At 61.5% G+C, this 21,393-nt stretch carries 24 protein-coding genes and 2 pseudogenes; 12 read left to right on the forward strand and 14 right to left on the reverse strand.

Annotation, left to right across the window (positions count from 1 at the left end; all coding sequences use genetic code 11):
* A pseudogene (locus NCR38_RS29275) lies at window positions 1–92 on the reverse strand (succinate dehydrogenase, cytochrome b556 subunit); the annotation flags it as partial.
* A gap of 216 nt (window positions 93–308) precedes the next feature.
* Between NCR38_RS29275 and NCR38_RS29280 the strand changes: the two are divergent.
* Both NCR38_RS29280 and NCR38_RS29285 read left to right on the forward strand, forming a co-directional pair.
* Entirely contained in the window at window positions 309–1,205 is an 897-nt protein-coding gene (locus tag NCR38_RS29280) for a LysR family transcriptional regulator (RefSeq protein WP_061119439.1), read from the forward strand.
* A gap of 111 nt (window positions 1,206–1,316) precedes the next feature.
* On the forward strand, window positions 1,317–2,066 hold the full coding sequence (locus tag NCR38_RS29285; protein WP_061119440.1) for a carbonic anhydrase family protein: 750 nt from the start codon (window positions 1,317–1,319) through the stop codon (window positions 2,064–2,066).
* On the opposite strand, the gene NCR38_RS29290 is transcribed toward NCR38_RS29285, so the two are convergent.
* Window positions 2,063–3,646, reverse strand: coding sequence for a sodium:alanine symporter family protein (locus tag NCR38_RS29290; RefSeq protein ID WP_061119441.1), 1,584 nt, complete (start codon window positions 3,644–3,646; stop codon window positions 2,063–2,065). The genes NCR38_RS29285 and NCR38_RS29290 overlap by 4 nt on opposite strands.
* 321 nt (window positions 3,647–3,967) lie before the next feature.
* Between NCR38_RS29290 and NCR38_RS29295 the strand changes: the two genes are divergently transcribed.
* Complete coding sequence (locus NCR38_RS29295) at window positions 3,968–4,039, forward strand: DUF2165 family protein (protein ID WP_143756368.1); 72 nt, start codon at window positions 3,968–3,970, stop codon at window positions 4,037–4,039.
* A gap of 41 nt (window positions 4,040–4,080) precedes the next feature.
* Here NCR38_RS29295 and NCR38_RS29300 read toward each other — a convergent pair whose 3' ends face one another.
* The 3 genes from NCR38_RS29300 to NCR38_RS29310 all read right to left on the reverse strand — a co-directional run bounded on the left by NCR38_RS29300 (window position 4,081) and on the right by NCR38_RS29310 (window position 8,422).
* Window positions 4,081–5,028: a TauD/TfdA family dioxygenase gene (locus NCR38_RS29300; protein WP_061119442.1), complete on the reverse strand. Its 948-nt coding sequence runs from the start codon at window positions 5,026–5,028 to the stop codon at window positions 4,081–4,083.
* A gap of 39 nt (window positions 5,029–5,067) precedes the next feature.
* Window positions 5,068–6,081: an ABC transporter substrate-binding protein gene (locus tag NCR38_RS29305; protein WP_061119443.1), complete on the reverse strand. Its 1,014-nt coding sequence runs from the start codon at window positions 6,079–6,081 to the stop codon at window positions 5,068–5,070.
* A gap of 169 nt (window positions 6,082–6,250) precedes the next feature.
* On the reverse strand, window positions 6,251–8,422 hold the full coding sequence (locus NCR38_RS29310; protein WP_250478045.1) for a TonB-dependent siderophore receptor: 2,172 nt from the start codon (window positions 8,420–8,422) through the stop codon (window positions 6,251–6,253).
* Between the two features lie 235 nt (window positions 8,423–8,657).
* On the opposite strand from NCR38_RS29310, the gene NCR38_RS29315 reads away from it, so the two are divergent.
* Window positions 8,658–9,488 (forward strand): class I SAM-dependent methyltransferase, encoded by an 831-nt coding sequence (locus NCR38_RS29315; protein WP_250478046.1) that lies wholly within the window; start codon window positions 8,658–8,660, stop codon window positions 9,486–9,488.
* Here the strand turns inward: NCR38_RS29315 and NCR38_RS29320 are convergent.
* The 3 genes from NCR38_RS29320 to NCR38_RS29330 form a co-directional block, all read right to left on the reverse strand.
* Complete coding sequence (locus tag NCR38_RS29320; RefSeq protein WP_061119446.1) at window positions 9,485–9,868, reverse strand: DUF1801 domain-containing protein; 384 nt, start codon at window positions 9,866–9,868, stop codon at window positions 9,485–9,487. The genes NCR38_RS29315 and NCR38_RS29320 overlap by 4 nt on opposite strands.
* 69 nt (window positions 9,869–9,937) lie before the next feature.
* Window positions 9,938–10,477, reverse strand: coding sequence for a DUF4142 domain-containing protein (locus NCR38_RS29325; protein ID WP_061119447.1), 540 nt, complete (start codon window positions 10,475–10,477; stop codon window positions 9,938–9,940).
* A 106-nt stretch (window positions 10,478–10,583) separates the two neighbouring features.
* On the reverse strand, window positions 10,584–11,702 hold the full coding sequence (locus tag NCR38_RS29330) for a diguanylate cyclase (RefSeq protein ID WP_250478047.1): 1,119 nt from the start codon (window positions 11,700–11,702) through the stop codon (window positions 10,584–10,586).
* Window positions 11,703–11,933: 231 nt separating this feature from the next.
* Here NCR38_RS29330 and NCR38_RS29335 point away from each other — a divergent pair, with 231 nt between their 5' ends.
* From NCR38_RS29335 to NCR38_RS29355, 5 genes are all read left to right on the forward strand, one after another.
* Complete coding sequence (locus NCR38_RS29335) at window positions 11,934–12,518, forward strand: glutathione binding-like protein (protein WP_061119449.1); 585 nt, start codon at window positions 11,934–11,936, stop codon at window positions 12,516–12,518.
* Window positions 12,519–12,629: 111 nt separating this feature from the next.
* Window positions 12,630–12,836, forward strand: coding sequence for a hypothetical protein (locus NCR38_RS29340; RefSeq protein ID WP_061119450.1), 207 nt, complete (start codon window positions 12,630–12,632; stop codon window positions 12,834–12,836).
* A 20-nt stretch (window positions 12,837–12,856) separates the two neighbouring features.
* On the forward strand, window positions 12,857–13,111 hold the full coding sequence (locus NCR38_RS29345; RefSeq protein ID WP_061119451.1) for a hypothetical protein: 255 nt from the start codon (window positions 12,857–12,859) through the stop codon (window positions 13,109–13,111).
* Between the two features lie 29 nt (window positions 13,112–13,140).
* Entirely contained in the window at window positions 13,141–13,359 is a 219-nt protein-coding gene (locus tag NCR38_RS29350) for a hypothetical protein (RefSeq protein WP_061119452.1), read from the forward strand.
* Between the two features lie 300 nt (window positions 13,360–13,659).
* Window positions 13,660–14,073, forward strand: coding sequence for an RcnB family protein (locus tag NCR38_RS29355; protein ID WP_250478048.1), 414 nt, complete (start codon window positions 13,660–13,662; stop codon window positions 14,071–14,073).
* Window positions 14,074–14,207: 134 nt separating this feature from the next.
* Here the strand turns inward: NCR38_RS29355 and NCR38_RS29360 are convergent, their stop codons facing one another.
* Entirely contained in the window at window positions 14,208–14,411 is a 204-nt protein-coding gene (locus NCR38_RS29360) for a hypothetical protein (RefSeq protein ID WP_061119453.1), read from the reverse strand.
* A gap of 254 nt (window positions 14,412–14,665) precedes the next feature.
* Between NCR38_RS29360 and NCR38_RS29365 the strand changes: the two genes are divergently transcribed.
* A complete protein-coding gene (locus NCR38_RS29365; protein ID WP_061119454.1) occupies window positions 14,666–16,462 on the forward strand; it encodes a thiamine pyrophosphate-requiring protein in 1,797 nt (598 codons plus the stop codon).
* A gap of 65 nt (window positions 16,463–16,527) precedes the next feature.
* On the opposite strand, the gene NCR38_RS29370 is transcribed toward NCR38_RS29365, so the two are convergent.
* Window positions 16,528–17,622 (reverse strand): hypothetical protein, encoded by a 1,095-nt coding sequence (locus tag NCR38_RS29370; protein ID WP_250478049.1) that lies wholly within the window; start codon window positions 17,620–17,622, stop codon window positions 16,528–16,530.
* A gap of 74 nt (window positions 17,623–17,696) precedes the next feature.
* On the reverse strand, window positions 17,697–17,975 hold the full coding sequence (locus tag NCR38_RS29375) for a hypothetical protein (protein WP_143756364.1): 279 nt from the start codon (window positions 17,973–17,975) through the stop codon (window positions 17,697–17,699).
* Window positions 17,976–18,192: 217 nt separating this feature from the next.
* Here NCR38_RS29375 and NCR38_RS29380 point away from each other — a divergent pair.
* Both NCR38_RS29380 and NCR38_RS29385 read left to right on the forward strand, forming a co-directional pair.
* Window positions 18,193–18,420 (forward strand): annotated as a pseudogene (locus NCR38_RS29380) (aldehyde dehydrogenase); the annotation flags it as partial.
* A gap of 13 nt (window positions 18,421–18,433) precedes the next feature.
* A complete protein-coding gene (locus NCR38_RS29385) occupies window positions 18,434–19,309 on the forward strand; it encodes a glucose 1-dehydrogenase (protein WP_061119457.1) in 876 nt (291 codons plus the stop codon).
* A gap of 11 nt (window positions 19,310–19,320) precedes the next feature.
* On the opposite strand, the gene NCR38_RS29390 is transcribed toward NCR38_RS29385, so the two are convergent.
* The 3 genes from NCR38_RS29390 to NCR38_RS29400 form a co-directional block, all read right to left on the reverse strand.
* Complete coding sequence (locus NCR38_RS29390) at window positions 19,321–19,548, reverse strand: hypothetical protein (protein ID WP_061119458.1); 228 nt, start codon at window positions 19,546–19,548, stop codon at window positions 19,321–19,323.
* A 254-nt stretch (window positions 19,549–19,802) separates the two neighbouring features.
* Window positions 19,803–20,435: a LysE family translocator gene (locus NCR38_RS29395; protein WP_061119459.1), complete on the reverse strand. Its 633-nt coding sequence runs from the start codon at window positions 20,433–20,435 to the stop codon at window positions 19,803–19,805.
* A 156-nt stretch (window positions 20,436–20,591) separates the two neighbouring features.
* Window positions 20,592–21,338: a glucose 1-dehydrogenase gene (locus tag NCR38_RS29400; protein WP_061119460.1), complete on the reverse strand. Its 747-nt coding sequence runs from the start codon at window positions 21,336–21,338 to the stop codon at window positions 20,592–20,594.
* Between the last annotated feature and the right edge of the window lie 55 nt (window positions 21,339–21,393).

Raw genomic sequence — 21,393 nt, forward strand, 5'->3', positions numbered from 1 at the left:
ACCTTTCCTGCCAGCGGCAAGCGGTACTTCGCGAGTTGGCCGAGTCCGATGTTCCGGTATTCGGGCCTTGGTTTTTTCAATGCTTCAGCCACGTTAGACCCCTTCCCAATCTGATTGACGATTCGCGCGTCGTCGATACACGACACGGGCGGCACTCGTCCAGCCTGATCCGCCTCGAAAGCGCCCGGCGATGTAATTGGGGAAAAGTTTTTAGCCCGCGCACTGCGCGATAGCGGTATTTTGTCGCGCGATTGATATACTGTCCAATATCTATCTCGTCTTTCTGAAATATCTTTGACAGATATCGCATGGAACTGCGCCATATCCGTTACTTTCTGGCCGTAGCCGAGGAGCGCAACGTGACGCGCGCGGCGGAACGGCTCGGCATCGGCCAGCCACCGCTCAGCCAGCAGATTCATGCGCTGGAGGACGAACTCGGCGTGCGGCTCTTCCGGCGCACCGGCCACGGCGTCGTGCTGACCGAAGCCGGCGAGGCGTTCGCCATCGATGCCAAGCGCCTGATGAACGACGCACGCCTCGCCGTCGAAAAGGCGCAGAGTGCGGGGCGCGGCGAGATCGGCCAGCTCAATATCGGGTTCACGGGGTCGGCCGCGTTCAATCCGGTCGTGTCGAAGCTGATCCGCTCTTATCGGCAGGCTTATCCGAACGTCACACTCACGCTTACGGAAGGTAATACGGCGCAACTGCTCGCTCATCTCGACGCGGGCCGTGTCGATGTCGCCTTCGTTCGTCTCGGCAGCCAGTCGCCCGCGGGCGTGCAGATCAATCACATCGCGATCGAGCCGATGAAAATCGTGCTGCCCGCCACGCATAAGCTCGCGAAGAAACGCAAGGTGCCGCTCGCGGCGCTGGCGGATGATCCCTTCGTGATGCTGCCGCGCGAGGCGAGCCCGACCTTGCACGACGTCATCATCGGCGCTTGCCGTGAAGCGGGGTTCGAGCCGGTCCCCGGGCAGCAGGCGCCGCAGCTTTCGTCAGTCGTGAATCTGGTCGCGGCCGAATTCGGTGTCTCGCTGGTGCCGGCATCCGTCTGTCAGATTCAGGTCGACGGCGTCGCCTACACCGATGCGCTCGGCAGCGCGATCACGATCCGCCTCGCACTGGCCTCGCGCATCGACGCGACAGCCGCCAAGACCGCCAACTTTCTCGACATCGCGCGGCAGGTCGTTACGTCATCGACGTGACATTGTCATCAGAACAAGCGCGCATTGCATTCGACGCATTTTCGTCCAACACTTCAGTTCGCAAGAGAAGCGTCAAGAAGGCCCAATCCTTTGACATCGAGGAGCAAGGTCATGCGCGAAGAGGTAAAGCATCCGCTGCAATGCACGCCCGCGTGCCGCCGGGGTTTCCTCAGATCAGTTGCATCCGCAACTATCGCCGGGCTTGCCGGCCCGTCGCTTCTCATGACCTCGGCTCACGCCGATGCATTGACGCACGCGCAGCGCGACAGCATGACGCCCGAGCAGATCATCGCATTGATGAAGCAAGGCAACGAGCGGTTTCGGAGAGGCGAGCGCAAGGACCGGAATTATCTGCGCGAGCAAAAGGCCAGCGCGAAAGGACAGTATCCCGCGGCCGTGCTGCTCAGTTGCATCGACTCGCGCGCGCCCGCGGAAGTCATCATGGACCTGGGCATCGGGGATATCTTCAATTGCCGCATCGCCGGCAATATCGAAAACGACGATATCCTCGGCAGCATGGAGTTCGCGTGCAAGCTGATGGGCGCGAAAGTAGTGCTCGTCATGGGGCACACGTCGTGCGGGGCGATCAAAGGCGCGATCGCCAATGCCGAGCTGGGCCATCTCACGGGTCTGCTTGCGCGCATCAAGCCCGCTGTCGATGCAACGCAGTACGACGGCGAGCGCACGGCGACCAACTACGCGTTCGTCGATAAAGTGGCGCGCAAGAATGTCGAACTGACCATTGCACAGATTCGCCGCGATAGCGCCGTGCTCAGCGAGATGGAAAGCCAGCATGGAATCAAGATTGCCGGGGCGATGTATAACTTGAGCACGGGGGCGGTGGAGTTTTTCGGCTCTTAAACTTCGACACGCTCTCGAACGCCTTCCTTTTGCTTCACGACATCGCGCCGCGCCGTCCAATACTCCGTCCGCACGCCGATATCCTCGGAAACAAACGCCCCGCCGCGCGTCGACCGATAGTTCGCAAGCGCCTTATATACGAGGCGTTGCCCGATCAGCAAAATCGGCACATTGAGCAGCACCATCACGATGTTCATCAGATCGGACAGCGCCCAGAGGTTCGGCAACTCGAGGCCGGCAAGCACTGTGAGCGCACCGAACGGCACGAACACGAGCGAGCCCACGACGCGGATACCAGTGATGAAGCCGCGACTACGCGAGATGAAGTTCGCCGATATCTCCGCGAACGAGATCATGCCGAGCAACGTCGTAAACGCGAAAAGCCCGTAACACACGCACATCACGATCTTGACGACGTGAGCGACGGAAACCGGCACGAGCGTTTCGACCGATGCGAGATAGACCGTGATCTTCGATGCCCTCACCGATTCCCACGCTTGCCCATCGACGGTGCCGGTCCAGACGTGCGCCATCACCACGATGAACCCCGTCATCGTGCAGATGACCATCGTGTCGAAGAACACGCCGAGACTCTGCACGAAGCCCTGTTCACAGGGGTGATCGTTGTCGGCGATCGCGGCGGCCATCGTGATGGTGCCCTGGCCCGCTTCGTTCGACATCAACCCGCGCTTGACGCCCTGCGCGAGCGCGGTGCCGATCGCTCCGCCGAAGAGCGCATGCGGTGCGAATGCGCCGACGAACACCTCGTGAAAGAAGTACGGAATCAGCGGCAGATTGATCAGGATGATGACGAACGACATCAGGCAGAACAGCGTCGCCTTGATCGGGACGAGGAGATCGGTATAGGCGGTCACGCGGCGAATGCCGCCCATGATGATGAACGAGCACGCAGCGATCAGCACGACCGCGATGACGTAATACACCGTCGACTGACGTGCGAGATGCGTACCGGTGACAGTATCGGCGATGGTGCCGATCGCAGTGAACACGTTGAACGTTTGCGGCGGCACGTTGAAAAGCGCATAGACGATGAATACGAGCGAAAGAAACGTGCCGACGATGCGCCTGTCGCCGAGAATGCGCCGCCCATAGAACGGCAGGCCGCCGACGAACTCATCGTGCTTCTTCTCCTTGAAAAGCTGCGCGAGCGTCGATTCCATGAATGCAGTAGCCATGCCGAAGAATGCGGCCACCCACATCCAGAACAATGCACCCGGCCCGCCGACCGAAATCGCACCCGTGATGCCGACGATATTGCCCGGCCCCGCGCGCATCGCGAGTCCGAGCATGAACGACGCAAGCGCACTGACGCCGGTCTTCGACGACTGTCTGCGCAACATGATGCGCACGATCTTGCCGACGTTCATCGTCTGGATGAAGCGCGTGCGGATCGTGAAATGGATGCCCACGCCGACGAGCAAAAGAATCGCGAACGAGAACTGCCCGAGCACGGGAATTCGCGAATATGCCTTGAAATTGGTGGGGAAATCCCACAAGAAATCCGACACGGGTGCAATGAAGGCAAACAATGCATTCACGGATTGGAAGAGACTTTCCACGCGAGGCGTTCCTTTCGTGCTTCGACCTGCTTCAAACAGGGGTTCGGAATGTTGATAAACCAGCGATGTTCGAAGCTGGCGGACGTGCCGGCGCGGGCACGCAATCTTTTGAGGCAGCGATTATACGGTTCGGGGACCCACCTTCCTCTTGATGGCCGATGGCGAAGCCGGGAAACGGATCGCGCCGATAGGACAGTTAGTTGCGACGTTGCGTCGTGCTTATCTCATTCTTCTGTTGCAGAGCGTCTCAGAGAACACGAGGACCGGACGACTGCGAAGCCCTGCTCGCCTCGCTTGTCAGCTTCGGCAAACTGACGGACCATGGCAGCAACCACCTGGCAGGTCTGCTCCATGACGACCGGCGGCGAATGGTTCGGGATGTGGCGGTCGTAGCAATGGAACGGCCGGGAGAGCGCGTTTCGACTGCTTTACATTCAATTCAACGTCACCGCAGCCGCCGCCCCCACCGGCGAGCCTTCGATCGCCACCGACCTCTGCCCGTCGGGCCCGACCGGCACATCGCCGACGAGCGTCGTGCGATACAACTGGCGATCGAAGTCGAGATCGAAGATATCCGTGGGCGCGAGATGCGCGGTCGTGCGGTTGTCCCAGAACGCGATGCTGCCCGGCTCCCACTTGAAGCGCACCGTGAATTCCGGCCGCGTCACATGCTCCCAGAGCAATTCGAGCAACACCTGGCTTTCACGCGGCGCCAGTCCCGCGATGTGCTTGAGAAAGCCCGGGCTCACATACAGCGCGCGCTCGCCGGTCTCCGGATGCACGCGCACGAGCGGATGCTCGCTCACGAGCGTGTGGTCCGTCACGGCCTTCGTGAAAGCATCGGTGCCGCTCGCGCCTTGCGGCGGCGCAAAGCGATGCACGCCGCGCAAGCCATCGACGAAAGTACGCAGCGGCGCCGAGAGCTTCTCATATGCGATCACGAGATTGGTCCATTGCGTGTCGCCGCCATAGGGCGGAATCGTCACGCCACGCAGAATCGATGCAAACGGCGGATTCACCGCGGCCGTGACATCGGTGTGCCAGCCGGTCCAAGGGCGCAAGAGCGAAGGCCCTTCGAAGCGCGTCGCCTTGCGGAACTTCGAGATCGAATAGATCTCGGGGTGTCCATCGACATGCCCGAACACCGGATGCCCTACCGTAAGCTCGCCAAACTGCGCCGAGAATGCGATGTGCTGCTCATGACTCAAGAATTGCTCGCGAAAGAAAATCACGCGCCATTTGAGCAGCGCGGCGCGGATTCCATCGACCTGTGCGGAAGACAGCGGACGCGTGAGATCGACGCCGCCGATCTCCGCGCCGATGTGCGCCGAGAGCGGACTGACGGTCAATTCTGCTTCTTTCTCGATGGCAGCGGCATTCATTTCGAATTCCTTTGTACGTGGGATTCATTGACGAGGCACTCAACTGCCTTGCGCGTTCGCATCGTCGGCGAAAAAGTAATCGCGCCACGACTTCGGCTCATGACGAATCACGCCGACCTTGTGCAGGAACGCGCCCAGTTGCAGCGTGTTTTGCGGTGTCGTGGCGAAGCTCGCTTCCTTGTCGCTCAAAATGCCTTCGACGAACGCGGGCGATAGCTTCGACCCGTCCTGACGAATGTAAATGGCCGCCGCCTGCGCCTTGTCCCTGTCGACGAGTTTCGCCGCATCGTCGAGCGCCGCGCGCACGGCCGCATACGTCTTCGGATTGTCCTTGCGCCACGCGCCGGAGGTGACGACGACACTGCCCGTAGAAGGACCGCCGAGAATGTCGGTGGAACTCGTCACCTTGTGAATCTTCGGATCTTCGAGCTCCTGATATTGATACGGCGCATTGGAGAAATGCAGATTGACGACCGAGTTGCCCGATAACATTGCGGTCGTCGCATCGGCGTGCGGCATGTTGACCTCGAAGCGATCCAGACGCGCATAGTCGGCATCGCCGAAAGCCTTGGCCGATGCCATCTGAAGAAGCCGCCCCTGCTGCGACACGGCGGCGGACACCACCGCGATGCGATCCTTCTCGCCGATATCCCGAATGCTGCGAATGCGCGGATCGTTCGTCACGAGATATACCGGCACCGCGCTTTGCGCAGCCATGGCGCGAAAGTCCTGCCGCCCGCGCGTGCGGTCCCAGATCGTCATCAAAGGCCCGATGCCGATGGTCGCAATATCCGCCGCGCCCGACAGCAACGCCTCGTTCACGGCCGCGCCGCCCGAGAGCGTGCTCCATTGCACGTCGATAGCGAGTCCCGCGCGCGCGCCTGCTTTCTCGATGAGCTTCTGATCCTTCGCTACTTTCAGCAGCAACGAGCCGATGCCATATTGATCGACGATCTTCACGTTCCCTTCGGCGTGCGCGCGATGAATCGGCAAGGCGAGCATTGCCATCGACGCGAACACGGCGAAGAGACGCTGCAATGAAAATGTCGTCATGCGGGATATCGTGGAAGAGCGGCGAGCGATCAATGTACTCGCCGCTTAATCGCACGCGAACGAAGAAATCCCGATACGGATAGCTTCGTTCGCGATAAGCGCCAGGGCGGCGCTTAACGACAATTCGATGCAGCGCGCCCTCCGGAAGGCGCGGTGCGGTGAAGCGTGCTTACCAGTGATAGTTCATGCCGGCGAACACCTGACGCCCGTAGCCGAACGCGCACCAGCTGCCGTAGTAGCACGATGCGACATATTCCTTGTTGAAGAGGTTCTGCGCGTTCACGTAAAGCTCCGCACCCTTCAACTGCGATGCGGCGCGTCCGAGGTCGTAGCGCAGCGTGGCATCGACGAGGAAGAAGCTCGACACCTTGAAGCTGTTGTCGCTGCTGTACGTCGTGCCGGTATAGCGTCCGCCCGCGCCCATCGAGAGACCGGCGAGCGGTCCGCGATTGATCGTGTAATAGCCCCACAAAGAGGCCTGATTCTGCGGAATAGCAGGAAGGAACTTCCCTTCGAGTCCGCTGTTGTCCTTCGTGTACTTCGTGTTGAGATATGTGTAGCTCGCGGTGACGTTCAATGAATCAGTGAGGCTCGCCTTCGCTTCGAGTTCGACGCCGAGCGATCTCGCCTCACCGACCGCCGACTGGAAGGCCGGGTTGTCCGCGTTGACGGTCAACAGGTTCTTGCGCGTCAGATCGAACAGCGCAGCCGAAAAGAACGCGTTATAGCCCTTCGGCTGGAACTTCACGCCGAGCTCGTATTGACGCCCGCGCTCGGGCGAAAACTGATTGCCGCTGATGTCCACGCCCGCTTGCGGCGTGAACGATTCGGTATAGCTGAAGTACGGCGCGATCCCGCTGTCGAACACGTACGTCAGACCGCCGCGGAACGTGAACGCGCGATCGAACTGATGCGACACGATGCCGTAAGTCGTGTTGTTCGAATCGCTGCTGGCCCAGTCCTCGCGTCCGCCGAGCGTGAGGATCACGTTGCCCCAGCGCGCCTGATCCTGCGCATAAACGCCATACTGCGTGCCGCTCAGCACCTGGTGATAGCGGTCAGGCGGCGTGATCGCCTGGTTGTAGTTCGGGGCGAACATGTCGAGCGTCGGTGCCGTGCCGAAGCCCGCGTCGAAGTTGCTCGCGTAGTGCTGATAGTCGAATCCGAACAGCACCGTATGATCGATCTGACCGGTCGAGAAATTGCCTTCGAGCTGATTGTCGAGCGAGACCGTATTCAGGTTGTCCTTCGAAGCCGCCGTGCCGCGATCGAGCGTGCGCAGGTCGTCTTCGAGCATGCTCGCATAGACGCTCTTGTAGTCCTGCGCGAGATGCAGCAAGCGGCCGTTCGAACGGAACGTCCACGCGTTGTTGAGCTTGCGGTCGAACCTGTAGCCGATCGCTTCTTCCACGCGATTGAAGCTCTCGAAATTGTGATCGCCGTCGTAGAAGTCGCTCGGCAGCTTGCCGTTCGGGTTGTAGAGGACCGTGCCTTGCGGCGGCACGCTGCCGTACGACGTGCTGCGCGGATCATGCTGGTACAGACCGTACAGCGTGAGCGAAGTCTTGTTGTCCGGGCGCCATGTGAACGACGGCGCAATCGCGATGCGCTTGTTGTAGGTCGACTGCACCTGCCCGTCTTCCGAGCGCGCGATGCCGGTGATGCGATACAGATAGCGGTCATCGCCCGCGATCGGGCCGGAGAAATCGAACTTGGCCTGCTTGTGCGCGTAGTTGCCGAATTCGATGCCCACTTCGTGCAGCGGCACGACCGTCGGCATCTTGCTTTCCTGATCGAGCAGGCCGCCCGCCGCCGCCTGGCCGTAGAGCACGGACACGGGACCCTTGAGCACTTCGATGCGTTCCATCATGTACGGGTCGATCTGCGGCACCGCGTACCACGCGTTATCGAGCAGCTTGAGGCCGTTCCAGTACTTGTCCGCATCGAAGCCGCGCACCTTCAGCATGTCATAGCGCGTCGCGATGCCGCCGCGCGTTTCAGGCGTTACGCCCGAGACATAGCGCACGGCCGCGTTGAGCGTCTGCGCGTTCTGCTGATCCATCTGCTCGCGCGTGACGACGGAGACGGACTGCGGCGTTTCGAGCAGAGACGGCGTGCCCTTCATCGCCGCCGACTCCTTCGCGACATAGCCTTTCGTCGGACCATACGGCTGGTCGACTGTTTGCGCGGTGACCTTTACCGCCGGCAGCGTGCTTTCTTCAGGCGCGGACGAAGCCGGCTCCGTCGACTGTGCATAGGCGAGCGGCGCCGCCGCGAACAGCAGCAGCGCCGCCACTTTCAGGGGCCGCATCGCGACCGGGCTCGTCTTACCAGATTTCATGCTCATTTTTCGTCGATACCGTTGCGTGTGTGAATGCGAATCGTTATTATTTGCGGCCGCATTGTCACCGAACGTTTTGTATTTGTAAAGAACTCATTCGAGCGTTTTTGTCGGGAGACAACGCGATCGGCGGAACGTATTCTGAAATTTTTGGGGTGCGAGTGGCTTTCAGCGCACAGCCGCTACCATGAATGCGCGGCCGTTGCCGCGATCACGCACATGCGAGGTCACGCCCATGAACCTTTCCCTCTCTTGCGCCGGCACCTACGTGCTCGGCCATTCGGATCCGGAAGTGCAGCGCCTCGAAAATCAGGCGCGTTTCGTCGCCGATCTGACTGAAGATGTCCTGCGCCGCGCGGGCCTCGCGTCCGGCATGCGCGTGCTCGACCTGGGCTGCGGCGCGGGCGATGTCTCGTTTCTGGCGGCATCGCTCGTGGGGCCGAACGGGTCGGTGCTCGGCATCGATCAGGCGCCCGGCGTGATCGGAAAAGCGCGCGAACGGGCGCGGCACGCGGACCTCGATAACGTGCGCTTCGACGTCGCGAGCGTGGCGGATTTCGATCTTGCGGAGCCCGTCGACGCCATCGTCGGCCGTCTCATCCTGCTGCATCTGCCCGATCCCGCCGCGACCTTGCGCCGCCTCGCCGAGCGTGCAGGCGCGGGCACGCTCTTCGTCTTCCACGAGATGGACATGAGCACCGCGCGCTCGATGCCCGAATCGCCGCTATGCGCGCAAGGCTTGCACTGGATCGTGGAGACGTTTCGACGGGCGGGCGTCGAGACCGACATGGGATCGAAGCTCTATTCGACGTTTCGTCGCGCCGGCCTCCCCGGGCCGCAGATGCTGCTTTCGGCGCGCGTCGAAGGCGGTCCCGACTCGTTCGCGTATGAGTATCTGGCCGAGGTTATGCGCACGCTGTTGCCGCTTGCCGAGCGCTTCGGCATTGCAAGCGCGGATGCGGTCGGTATCGACACGCTGGCCGCGCGTCTGCGCGATGAAATCGTCGCGCTCGATGGCGTCATGCAGCCGCCGGCTTTCATCGGCGCGTGGACGCGCGTGGCTTAGCCCGCGGCTTTCTTCGTCGATTTCGATTGATTGAATTCGATCGCCGCGCGCACGAGATTTTTCAACGCACGCGCGTTGATCTTGTCGCCCTCGAAGAAATCGATCGCACGCCGCGCATTGCCTTCGAGACCCGCGTTGAAGAGCTTGTCGGGATCGGGAAGGCTCGCGCCGTTGGCGAACGTGAGCTTCACTTTGCCTTTATGTGCGTTAGCCACCGCGATCATGCCGTCGCGATACCACACCGGGCTGCCCATGTACTTCCACTCCTCGACGATCCCGCCATCCACCGCGAGAATGATCTTGCGCACATTGGCGAATGTCTCGCCGCGCCAGTCGGTGATGCCGGCAATCAGCGCGTCGATTCGTTCCGATGGATTCATGCGTGTCTCCGTGATTCTGCGTTCAAGTTATGGTTCTATCTCGGCGCCGATCATTCCAAGGTAGCGCCGTCAGCGTATGAGGCCCGGACTGCCGATCGTAATCTGCAACCGTTGAGCCTGATCGAGATGAAAGATGAACGACGGACGCGAGCGGATCAGGAGCGTGCGCACCTCCGCGCTGCGCGCCATGCGGATATAGCCATCTACGGTATTGACGAGCTTTTGCAGAAACGCCACTTCGCGATCGAGATACGCTTCATCGAAATCGTAAGTGCTCGTCTGGTCGAGATCCGCGATGTCGTCGATGCTTTGCTTCGTCAAAGCGTCGCTCGTCGCGCTGCGTTGCGGCTGCGTGCCGTATCGTTGCATCAGCGTGGCGATCTCCTGATTGACCTGCGCATGCTCGGACACGATCCGCTTCGCGAAGACCTGCAGGCTATTGGAACGCGTCCTGCGCAAGGCCAGACTGGCCGCAGCGATCTCCGCCTGATTCGCGACGAAAATGACGCCGAGCATTTGCTCATCGGAAAGCGGCTGCTCCTGCGCTTTTACGCAGACGGTCCACGTCAGCAGCAGCATCAACAGCGCCGCGATGCGTTTGCCGTTCATCGGAGCCTCCGGGTTATATCGACACCGATGACTCTACCTTGAAAAGCGCGCGTGTCCGTCCGTCGCTTGAAAGCCTTGCCGCAGCGCGAGACGGCATGAGCCTGCTTCACACCGTCAGCATATTGCGGCCCGCGAGTTTCGCACGATACAGCGCGACGTCCGCGCGTTGCAGCGCTTCCTGAAAGCCCGCATCGTTCGCACCGATCTGCGATACGCCGATGCTCGTCGTCCATTCCGGCATGCCTTCGGTGTATTTGCGACACGCAGCGTGGATCTGGTTCGCGCAGGCCTGCGCACCCGATGCGCGCGATGCCGGCACGATCGCGACGAACTCGTCGCCGCCGAGCCGCCCGAACTCGCCGCCCAGCGACGCGACTTCCGCGCCCGCCAGCCGTGCCAGTTCGATCAGCACGTTGTCGCCCGCAAGGTGACCATGCCGGTCGTTGATCTGCTTGAAATGATCGAGGTCGATGGCGAGCACCGTCGCACCGGGCGCGGCAAGGCGCTTCGCGTGGGCATCGAATCCGGCGCGGTTCCAGACGCCCGTCAGCGGATCGCGCAACGCGGCGTCGCGCAGGCGTTGCTGCGCGCGTTCGGCGGGAATCGCCAGCAGGCCGAGATTGAGCACGCCGAGGAGCAACTGGTCCGAGAGCATCGGAATCAGCGCGAGGTAATTGATGCCCGGTCCCGACCACGCATAAGCGGCGAGCGTCACTGCATAACCTGGCAGGTAGCCAAGCATCGCGAGACCGGCAATGCGGCGCGCGCGGCTCTCCTCGCGCCGCCCGCTCGACCAGAGGATGAGGCCGGTAGTCGCCGCCGAAATCGCGACGCTGATCGTGTCGGCCGCATGCGTCAGCATCGACGCTGCCGGACCATGACCGCCGATCCATCCCGGCAGGACATGCGCCGCGAAGCAGCCGAGGATCGGTGCGAGCATCCACGCGCGAAACGGCGGCTTGCCGTCGAAAGCGCGCAAGCCTGAAATGATCAGCATGTTGGTCGCCGCGAGTGCGCCCAGCAGCAGGCCGATCACAGCCGCATTGCCGCGGGCGGGCTCGAAACCGGTCAGCACGGCCGCGTAGAGGAACGAGCTCGCCGACCAGTGCACGAACTGCGGTTCGACTTTGCGGCCGAAGCGCACCAGCGCGAAGACAAGTCCGAACGCCGTGCTCGCAAGCACGCTGCAAAGGCGCAGTGTTTCTGTATCAGGTGTGTGGAACATGGAATAGCCCGCCACGTGCGATTGGCCGGGACATCGGGCGTCATGGACGGCAGACCGCGCATCGCGACAAAACGGCCGAATCATAGCTTTCGCCTTCGACCGCTGCGAACACGGCACTGTCGAATCAACGGCACGCGCTCAGCAAACTTTAGTGCCGCGCGGCGCTTGCGGCATAAGCCTTGCTCGCCGGATAACGTTTCCGCATCGCCATCACAGCAAGGAGACGCACATATGAAACTGTATTACGCACCCGGCGCATGTAGTCTCGCCGATCACATTGCGATGCATGAAGCAGGCCTGAATTTCGACCGCGTGAAGGTCGACCTCAAGGCGAAGGTCACCGAGGACGGCACGCCGTTCGCCGAAATCAATCCGAAGGGTTACGTGCCCGTTGTCGAGTTCGACGACGGCAAGCGACTCACCGAGAACGTCGCGATTCTATGGTGGATCGCGCAGGAAGCCCCATCGCTCGCGCCTTCCGGCGACGACGGCGCACTGCGCCTCGTGGAAACGCTCGCGTTCATTTCGACGGAGATCCACAAGCAATTCGCCCGCGTGTTCCGGCCGTCGTCCGATGCGGAAGCCACTGCCGCACGCGAGAAAATCGCGCAACGCTTCGCCCTCGTCGCGAAGACGATGCGTGGCGAGTATCTCTTCGGCGACAAGGTGAGCGTCGCAGATGCCTATCTTTTCACGATGCTTACGTGGGCGCAGAAGATGAGCGTGGAACTGCCTCCCGAACTCCAGGCGTTCTACAAGCGCATGCGCGAGCGCCCGGCCGTGAAGCTCGCGTTCGAGCACGAAGGGCTCGAATGATCTATCGCGCATGATGCATTGCGAAAACGCGCGCGTCATGCGGGCGGGTCCGGCCTTTGCTAAACGAAGTGAGGGCGCGCATCGCGCGCCATCTCAATCTCGGAGGCCATCATGGAGCCAGGCAAGCCTGTGCCGCACGCCACCGCCGACGACATGGACGAACCCGTAGGCCGCGACGATTCGCCGCCGACGTCCTCGCAAGATACGAAGCAGCGTCAACTCGACGAACGCGAAAAGCGCACGCATGAAGCATCGGAAAACGAGTTGCCGTCGACGCAGGAGAAGAACCCGGTCCCGCCCGACTCCCACAAGCCGTGATTCCATGGCAAGCCGTCGTAATGGCAGCGCTGATGGGCGTGATCGTCTGCTACACGCACTATGAGATTCCAAGCTTCACACGCGCTCAGGCGAAGCGCCGTACGGCGCATCTCGTGCTGATCGTGGTGTCGCTTGCGTTTGGCGCGATGGGTGCTTACACGCTTGAGTTGCCGATGCCGTCATGGCTCGTGTTCGCGCTCGGCTTCGGCACGGTGCACGTGCCCGCGGCCGCAATCCTCGCACTCAAGCGTGCGCGCGGCGCGGGGATGTCCTGAACGCCGGTTACTCAACGAGAGGTCACATCATGTCTACCGAGACTTACGTTCGCAACGGGCATCGCGTCGAGATCACCATCGACCACGATCCGACTGGGCAGTTCACCTGGTCCTATACCATCGATGCAGACGGCTACACGGAAATGCGCGATCGTCCGCTGGAGAGTCCCGATGCGGCGATGGAAGCGGCCAAAAATCACGCAAATGCGAAGGCCGACATGCTGCCGGCCGGCGACGACGCGCAATGACGCTCATGCAATGACGCTCATGCGTCACAGTACGACCTGAACGCCGCTTTCGACGACATTCTCACTTCGAGGTCCATAGTATTGCGCGCTGGCATCCGTGGAGCCGGCGGCAATCGGCATTCCGCTCAAGAGATTCGAAGGCTATCGCGCGCTTCCTTTCAATAACATTCGCGATCCGATTTACAGTCGCGCGTAATTGACGGTAAGCGTTGCTTACACATGCTCACGTCATTTTTCCACTTCGTTGCGTACAGTCCGGGCATCGAGAAACGTCCCTTCGCAACCTTCAAGAGGAAAAACATGAAGAAGAATCGAATCGTCGCCGCGCTGCTTTGCGCGACCATCGGACTGACGACGGGTGCGGTATTCGCGCAGCCCGCGCCGGGCGGCCCGGACGGCCATCACGAAATGAATCGCGGTCCCGTTGGCCCGGGCGCGCCCGGCCACGGCCCCGACATGAACGGCCGCAATGGATACGAGCACGACGCCCCGCGTGCGCCCGAGCATGCGAACAACGAGCCGCGCCATTCGGAGTGGCGCAAGGGCGAGCGCCTCTCGTCGGATTACCGCAATCACCAGTATGTCGTAGACGACTGGCACGGCCACGGCCTGCGCCAGCCTCCGCGCGGCTATCAATGGGTCGGCGTCGGTGCGGATTATTTGCTGGTCGCGGTTGCGTCGGGCGTCATCGCGCAGATCGTGATGTCGCAATAAGCTGCGCGCTCAAACCCTCGTTTTCCGAGGCATGAAACGCAAATTGCCCGCCTGTTCAGGCGGGCAATTTGCGTTCAACGACATGCAATCGAAGCGCACGTCCAAGGACTGCGTCACGGTTGAGAATCCGGCAATCAAGCCTTGCCGCGAATAGTATCAGTCGCGTCGCGCTGCTCATTCGGCCTCTCCGGCCTGTCCGGCGCCGTGACCGCCTGATCGAAAATGAAGCCCATCGCGATATGCTCGGTGTTCGAGGAGCCGCATGCGGGGCACCTGTCGTCTTCGAGAGCATCGTCGGAGTAAATGAGCTTGTTGCATGCCACACAGCGGATCAGCATCTTTACTCCCGAGTCGAGTGAAAGGTATCTCATTTATATGCCAAAACATGCGCACCGCCAATTGCTCTTTACACGTACCTGCCGAGCGTCGTATCCACTACATTCATCGATGCCGTAGCAAGCGTCGAGCCTACACCTGACCAATTGCGCGGCATGCGCCTTGCGCGCAACCGCACGCGTATGACGCCGCATTGCGTGGCAAGTGACGCAAACGCGTTCACTCCTTTCGATTCTGCTAATCGGAGACGTTCATCATGTCTACGACCGTGGGCGATTTCCTGGTCGACCGCCTGCATGCCTGGGGCGTGCGCCGCATTTACGGCTATCCCGGCGACGGCATCAATGGTGTATTCGGCGCACTCAATCGCGCGAACGGCAAAATCGAGTTCATTCAGGCACGGCACGAAGAAATGGCGGCCTTCATGGCCTGCGCGCACGCAAAGTTCACCGGCGAGTTAGGCGTGTGTATCGCGACATCCGGGCCGGGCGCATCGCATCTCGTCACGGGTCTCTACGATGCGCGCCTCGACCACATGCCAGTCCTCGCGATCGCGGGCCAGCAAGCGCGCGCGGCGCTGGGCGGCCACTATCAGCAGGAAGTCGATCTCTCCGCCCTGTTCAAGGACGTGGCAGGCGCCTTCGTGCAGCAGGCGAGCGTGCCGTCGCAGATTCGCCACCTCGTCGATCGCGCGGTGCGTATCGCGATATCGGAGCGCAAGGTGACGGCGCTCATTTTGCCCAACGATTTGCAGGACCTCGAATACGAGTCGCCGGGCCGCAAGCACGGCACGCTGCATTCGGGCGTCGGCTATAGCGCGCCGAAGGTCGTGCCTTACAGCGACGATCTGCAACGCGCCGCCGACGTTCTCAACGCGGGCAAGAAGGTCGCGATTCTGGTCGGCGCGGGCGCATTGCAGGCGACCGACGAAGTCATCGCCATCGCGGAGAAGCTCGGCGCGGGCGTCGCCAAGGCGTTGCTCGGCAAAGCCGCATTGCCCGACGATCTGCCCTTCGTCACGGGCTCGATTGGCCTGCTCGGCACCGAGCCGAGCTACAAGATGATGACCGGATGCGACACGCTGCTCATGATCGGCTCGGGCTTTCCCTACGCCGAATTCCTGCCAAAGGAAGGCGCCGCGCGCGGCGTGCAGATCGACATCAAGGCGGACATGCTTTCCATCCGCTATCCGATGGAAGTGAATCTCGTTGGCGACAGCGCCGAGACCTTGCGCGCGCTCTTGCCCTTGCTGCAAGAAAAAACGGACCTCGCCTGGCGCAAGGATATCGAAGGCTGGATTAAAGACTGGTGGAAAACGCTCGAGAAACGCGCCATAGCACCCGCGAAAGGCGGCGTGAATCCCCAGCGCACCGTATGGGAGTTGTCGCCGCGCGTGCCTGCGAACGCGATCGTCACGAGCGATTCGGGCTCGGTCGCGAACTGGTATGCGCGCGATCTGAAGGTGAAGCGCGGCATGATGTGCTCGCTTTCGGGCGGCCTTGCTTCGATGGGCGCAGCCGTGCCCTACGCGATCGCAGCGAAGTTTGCATATCCCGAGCGGCCCGTAATTGCACTAGTGGGCGATGGCGCGATGCAGATGAGCAACATGGCCGAACTCATTACGGTCGCGAAATACTGGAAGCAGTGGGCGAACCCGCGCTGGATCTGCATGGTCCTCAATAACGAGGACCTGAATCAGGTGACGTGGGAGCAGCGCGTGATGGAAGGCGATCCGAAGTTCGAGGCGTCGCAGAGCATTCCGTCGGTGCCTTATCACAAGTTCGCGGAAATGATCGGCCTGAAGGGCTTTTATGTCGACGATGCCGAGCGCATGGCCGCCGTATGGGACGAAGCGCTGGCAGCGGATCGTCCTGTCGTGATCGAGGTCAAGGCCGATCCGAACGTGCCGCCGTTGCCGCCGCATATCACGTTGCAGCAGGCGAAGGCTTTCGCGACCACGCTCATGAAGGGCGATCCGAGCCAGAGTCACGTGATCGTCGATACGGCGAAGCAGGTGCTCGGCGCGGTTCTGCCGGGTCACAAGGACAAGTAACACGCAAACGGCATGGCCCGCAGCGATGCGGCTGCGGGCCTCTCCTATCTTATCGACGAATAGCGTTATCGCGGATTCGTCGCGATGAAGTTTTTCACTGCCGCATAAGTGGGTTTTTTCGTCACGCCGTCGTTCAGCATGATGCCGTACGGTCCTTGTCCTGTAGGCGGATCGTCGTAAAGTTCATAAACCTGAAGCGACTGAATGTTGTATTGCGGCGCAATGGCGAGCAGCGCGCCCATCATGCTGTTCGCCATGAATGTCCCCGCCTGATCGGGCGTGCCGGGGAAGTCGGGCCGCATGCCCACTTCATTGATCCAGATCGGCTTGCCGAACGATTGCAGCGTCCCGATCACGTTGTAGCACAGCGTTCCGCACGCGTGGGTTATATCGCCCTGCTCCGAATACCAGTGCCACGCGGTGATGTCCCACGTGACGACCGGATGCCCGCTCGTGCCATCTGGCTGCGTGCCGTTCGCGAGCATCACGTCCAGGCCCGGATGCATCCACGTATTGCCCCCGATGATGATCTTGCCAACAGGATCGACCGACTTGATGCCCGCGATCAAGCCGCGTATGACACCGCGCGCGATCTGAAAGCAGTCGTTCTTGTAGTCGGTGCTCGTGGCGCCGTCGACCCAGCCGACGAGACACGTCGGCGCGAGTTCGTTGGTGACTTCGTAATAGGCGTAGTGCTGCACATTGACGATCTGCTGAGCGAGCGTGTAGCTCGCCTGATAAGCCGCATTCTCGTCGGGAAAATTGAGCTGCTGCAAGATCACCGGATAAACCGTCACGCCGGACTTCGCCATCATCTGGGCGATGCTCGAAAGTTTTTGCGCGCCTTCCACATTGGACACGTCGTTGCGATACAACGTGACATTGAGATCCTTGAGTTGCGCGAGCTGCTGCTCGGGCGTGGACTTCGTGTACGGACCGGCTAAATTGACATGACCGTTCATGCCATAAAACACTCTGCCCGAAGGCGCGATTGCAGGCAGCGCGGTGCTGCTTGCGCCGCTCTCCGAGGCAGTCGAAGGACTCGATGCGCCTGAAACGCCCGCCTGCGATCCGCCCGCCGTGGCCGCGCTGCCGCCGCTATCGCCGCCGCCGCCCCCGCATGCCGCCAGCGTGAAGACGACTGCGAAACTCAGCAACATTGAAAGTCGTCCTGGAGAAGCGGATCGGTGCGATCTGAAGATGCGCGCAATGGAGAGCGTGGAAAAGTTTCCTGTCATGGCAGCCTCGGAATTTTGGAAAAGATATCGAGCGCCCGGTTCATTGCCGGCTCTGAAACACCCACGTCGCGCGCATCGCGAACAGGTGCAAGCCGCGTTCGAATAATCACGAACGCGGCTTCGCTTCGATACAAGAGATAAGGGAGCACCCCGTTGGCCGATGCGCAAACAACGCGATGGCCCGGCATGGCGCTCACCGGATGCCACAAGAGATCCTCGCGCTGCTTGAACGTGAGCGCGAAGGATGATCGGAGTTTCGTCGACGACGTGAGCATGCAATCGGCATGCATGTCACGAACACGCTAGCACATCGTATCGACAGGGCCGGCATATTCAAGCGCCGTTCCGTCTTCCCCTATTCGACTGATGAAAATGGAAAGGCTCGAAGTAAGGCGATCGTTAGGCTCGCGGATTGCTTGAGCCGCGTGACATGGCGCATAAGACGCGCCGCATTTGATCGAGTTCAGTCCAATCCTTCCCGGAGATGCATGCGCTTTCGATTTCGGCACCTTCTGGATGAAGGGCCAGCACATGGCGAAGGGTCAGGCGAACGTGGAGGCCTACAACCGCAAACTGCGCGACCTGATCGCCGCCGGCAAGGCGAAACCTTCGCAGATCATCTCGCACGAACTGTCGCTTGCGCAGGCGCCCGAAGGCTACAAGAACTTCGACGAACGCAAGGAAGGCTGGACCAAGGTCGCCCTCAAGGCCGCGGCCTAACAAGGAGAACACCATGACCGATACTGCTCAACCCGACTATCCCCGCGCGCCGATGCCGTCGCAGCAACAGGACAGGCGTCCCGGCCTCACCGCGCCGATGAACCCGCAGCCCGATCACGGCGAATCGACATATAAGGGCAGCGGCAAGCTCAAGGACAAGATCGCGCTCATTACAGGCGCGGACAGCGGCATCGGCCGCGCGGTCGCGATCGCCTATGCGCGCGAAGGCGCGGATGTCGCCATCGCCTATCTCGACGAGCATGACGACGCAAAGGAAACCGCGCGCTGGGTCGAGCAGGCGGGACGGCGCGCGCTACTGCTGCCCGGCGACATCACCGACCGCGCGCATTGCAGGCAGATCGTCGAGAATACCGCGCAGACGTTCGGGCGCATCGACGTGCTCGTGAACAACGCCGCCTATCAGGCGACTTACGACAAGCTCGAGGACATCAGCGACGACGAATGGGACAAGACCTATTCGACCAACATCGGCGCGATGTTCCGCATCACGAAGGCGGCGCTCGCGCACATGAAGCCCGGCAGCGCGATCATCAATACGACTTCCGTCAATGCCGACGCGCCGAATCCCGGCCTGATCGCGTATGCAAGCACCAAGGGCGCGATTCAGAACTTCACGGGCGGGCTCGCGCAGCTTCTGGCGGAGCGCGGCATACGCGCGAACTGCGTCGCGCCGGGGCCGATCTGGACGCCGCTCATTCCATCGACGATGCCGCCGTCGAGCGTCGAGAACTTCGGGAACCAGACGCCGATGAAGCGCCCCGGCCAGCCTGCGGAACTCGCCGCCGCCTATGTGATGCTCGCATCGGACGAGGCGAGCTATACGTCGGGCGCGACCATCGCCGTGACAGGTGGCAAGCCGATTATCTAATTGGCGGATGTTCAGGCGGCCGCCGACGCTTGAAACAGGCGTCGGTCGATGTCGTCCTTTCCGGCATTCAGCGCGTACGCGCGAGCGTCGTCGGCAGAAGCAAAATGTCCGAGCACGCCGCTCGCACGCTGAATGCCGTCGCCATCGCAGACGATCGTCATCGCCGCGTAGAGACCACCGTCGAACGCGGCCATCGGCGTAATGACGAAGCCGCGATAGGTGACCGTAGGTTGAAGCATGGCACCCTCTCTCTCATCTGATAGCTTTCTTCGCCCTTTTCGGCAGCATTCGCTGCCGCAGGGCTGCATGTCAGATTTTCCATTCGCGCAATGAGCCGACGATTGGGGAAAACCAGAAAAAAGGAGGGCGTGCCGTTTTTGAAAACGAATACATGAGGTCGGAAGACATTGCGCCAGGGTTGCGGCCTATTGCCCGAGCTTGCGCCCGCTCACGACTCTACGCTGAGTTCCCGTGCGTCGCGCCGATGAACCGCTCACCGCCGCGCTTCCGTCGCCATCCGCACCGCGAGACCGGCGAGCACCGTGCCCATCAGCCAGCGCTGAATCAGAAGCCATGCGGGCCTGCGCGCCAGAAAGACCGCGATCGATCCGGCGGTCATCGCGACGATCGAATTCACCGTGATGCTCAGCATGATCTGCACGACGCCGAGCGCGAGCGACTGGCCGAGCACGCCGCCGTGCGCGGGGTCGATGAACTGCGGCAGCAGCGACAGATAAAGCACGGCGATCTTCGGATTCAGCAGGTTCGTGACGAAGCCCATCGTGAAGAGCTTGCGCGGGCTATCGACAGGCAAATCGCGCACCTGAAACGGCGAGCGCCCGCCCGGCTTGACCGCTTGCCACGCGAGATACAGCAGATAGAGCGCGCCGCCGAAGCGCAGCGCGTCATAGGCGAACGGGATCGCGATCAGAAGTGCGGTGATGCCGAACGCCGCGCACAGCATGTAGAACACGAAACCGAGCGCCACGCCGCCGAGCGAGATCAGCCCCGCCGTGCGACCCTGGCAGATCGAGCGGGAGATCAGATAGACCATGTTCGGCCCTGGCGTGAGCGCCATCCCGAGCGCGACGAGAGCGAATGCGAGCAGTTGCGGCGTGTGAGGCATCGGACGGCTCCGGCTGAAGAGATCGATGCATCTTCTCGTGCGATACGCCGGGTCGCCAGATACAAATTTCAAGGCGCCCGTCGATACACTTGAGCGAAGCCGAAATACATCTGCAAGGCACCGTCCTGCATGAACCTCAACGCGTCACGATCTGCCTCAACGCATGCCGCCGCTCGCGATAAGGCTTTCGCCGGTCATCCAGCGCGCATCGTCGGATGCGAGGAATACCGCGATCGATGCGATGTCGTCCGGCTGGCCGAGGCGTCCGAGCGGCGTTTGCGCGAGCGCTGCCGCATCCAAATCGGAGCCGATGATGCCCGCGCTATGCGTGCCTTCGGTCACCACGACGCCCGGATTGATCGAGTTCACACGGATCTTTCTCGCGCCGAGTTCGCGCGCGAGGACGCCGGTGATCGCATCGACGGCGCCTTTCGTGCCGCTGTACACCGCGCTCGTCGGCGGCGTGATGCGGGTCACGACCGAACTGACGTTGATGATGCTCGAGCCTTCGCCGAGATGCTTCGCTGCGGCCTGGGTCGTCAGAAGCGTGCCGAGAACGTTGATATTGAACTGCTTATGGAAGTGCTCTTCGGTGATCTCTTCGAGCGCTGCGAACTCGTAGACGCCCGAGTTGTTCACGAGGATATCGAGGCGTCCATAGGTTTCGATCGCTGCATTCACGATGCCCTGCGCATCGGCCGCCTTCGACACATCGCCGCCGACGGCGATCGCCTTTCCGTTCGATGCAGTAATGTCCGCGACGACCGCATCCGCGCCCGCCTTGCTGCTCGCATAGTTGACGACGACCGATGCGCCTTCCGCCGCGAGCGCCTTTGCAATCGCCGCACCGATACCTTTGGACGCGCCCGTGACGACCGCCACCTTGCCTGCGAGTTTGCTCATGATCGAATTCCTTGAAAAGATTATTTAATGCCCGGAGTGGCTGGTTGTGCCGGTG

This window comes from Caballeronia sp. INML1, assembly GCF_023631085.1.
Lineage (GTDB): Bacteria > Pseudomonadota > Gammaproteobacteria > Burkholderiales > Burkholderiaceae > Caballeronia > Caballeronia turbans.

Excerpts from the sequence above, each read along its gene's own strand:
- NCR38_RS29340 (WP_061119450.1), top strand. The coding sequence starts at position 12,630 with ATGGAGCCAGGCAAGCCTGTGCCGCACGCCACCGCCGACGACATGGAC.
- NCR38_RS29400 (WP_061119460.1), bottom strand. The coding sequence starts at position 21,338 with ATGAGCAAACTCGCAGGCAAGGTGGCGGTCGTCACGGGCGCGTCCAAA.
- NCR38_RS29370 (WP_250478049.1), bottom strand. The coding sequence starts at position 17,622 with ATGTTGCTGAGTTTCGCAGTCGTCTTCACGCTGGCGGCATGCGGGGGC.
- NCR38_RS29355 (WP_250478048.1), top strand. The coding sequence starts at position 13,660 with ATGAAGAAGAATCGAATCGTCGCCGCGCTGCTTTGCGCGACCATCGGA.
- NCR38_RS29395 (WP_061119459.1), bottom strand. The coding sequence starts at position 20,435 with ATGCCTCACACGCCGCAACTGCTCGCATTCGCTCTCGTCGCGCTCGGG.
- NCR38_RS29350 (WP_061119452.1), top strand. The coding sequence starts at position 13,141 with ATGTCTACCGAGACTTACGTTCGCAACGGGCATCGCGTCGAGATCACC.
- NCR38_RS29305 (WP_061119443.1), bottom strand. The coding sequence starts at position 6,081 with ATGACGACATTTTCATTGCAGCGTCTCTTCGCCGTGTTCGCGTCGATG.
- NCR38_RS29300 (WP_061119442.1), bottom strand. The coding sequence starts at position 5,028 with ATGAATGCCGCTGCCATCGAGAAAGAAGCAGAATTGACCGTCAGTCCG.
- NCR38_RS29365 (WP_061119454.1), top strand. The coding sequence starts at position 14,666 with ATGTCTACGACCGTGGGCGATTTCCTGGTCGACCGCCTGCATGCCTGG.
- NCR38_RS29375 (WP_143756364.1), bottom strand. The coding sequence starts at position 17,975 with ATGCTCACGTCGTCGACGAAACTCCGATCATCCTTCGCGCTCACGTTC.
- NCR38_RS29385 (WP_061119457.1), top strand. The coding sequence starts at position 18,434 with ATGACCGATACTGCTCAACCCGACTATCCCCGCGCGCCGATGCCGTCG.
- NCR38_RS29390 (WP_061119458.1), bottom strand. The coding sequence starts at position 19,548 with ATGCTTCAACCTACGGTCACCTATCGCGGCTTCGTCATTACGCCGATG.
- NCR38_RS29335 (WP_061119449.1), top strand. The coding sequence starts at position 11,934 with ATGAAACTGTATTACGCACCCGGCGCATGTAGTCTCGCCGATCACATT.
- NCR38_RS29280 (WP_061119439.1), top strand. The coding sequence starts at position 309 with ATGGAACTGCGCCATATCCGTTACTTTCTGGCCGTAGCCGAGGAGCGC.
- NCR38_RS29330 (WP_250478047.1), bottom strand. The coding sequence starts at position 11,702 with ATGTTCCACACACCTGATACAGAAACACTGCGCCTTTGCAGCGTGCTT.
- NCR38_RS29285 (WP_061119440.1), top strand. The coding sequence starts at position 1,317 with ATGCGCGAAGAGGTAAAGCATCCGCTGCAATGCACGCCCGCGTGCCGC.
- NCR38_RS29345 (WP_061119451.1), top strand. The coding sequence starts at position 12,857 with ATGGCAGCGCTGATGGGCGTGATCGTCTGCTACACGCACTATGAGATT.
- NCR38_RS29360 (WP_061119453.1), bottom strand. The coding sequence starts at position 14,411 with ATGCTGATCCGCTGTGTGGCATGCAACAAGCTCATTTACTCCGACGAT.
- NCR38_RS29315 (WP_250478046.1), top strand. The coding sequence starts at position 8,658 with ATGAACCTTTCCCTCTCTTGCGCCGGCACCTACGTGCTCGGCCATTCG.
- NCR38_RS29325 (WP_061119447.1), bottom strand. The coding sequence starts at position 10,477 with ATGAACGGCAAACGCATCGCGGCGCTGTTGATGCTGCTGCTGACGTGG.
- NCR38_RS29310 (WP_250478045.1), bottom strand. The coding sequence starts at position 8,422 with ATGAAATCTGGTAAGACGAGCCCGGTCGCGATGCGGCCCCTGAAAGTG.
- NCR38_RS29320 (WP_061119446.1), bottom strand. The coding sequence starts at position 9,868 with ATGAATCCATCGGAACGAATCGACGCGCTGATTGCCGGCATCACCGAC.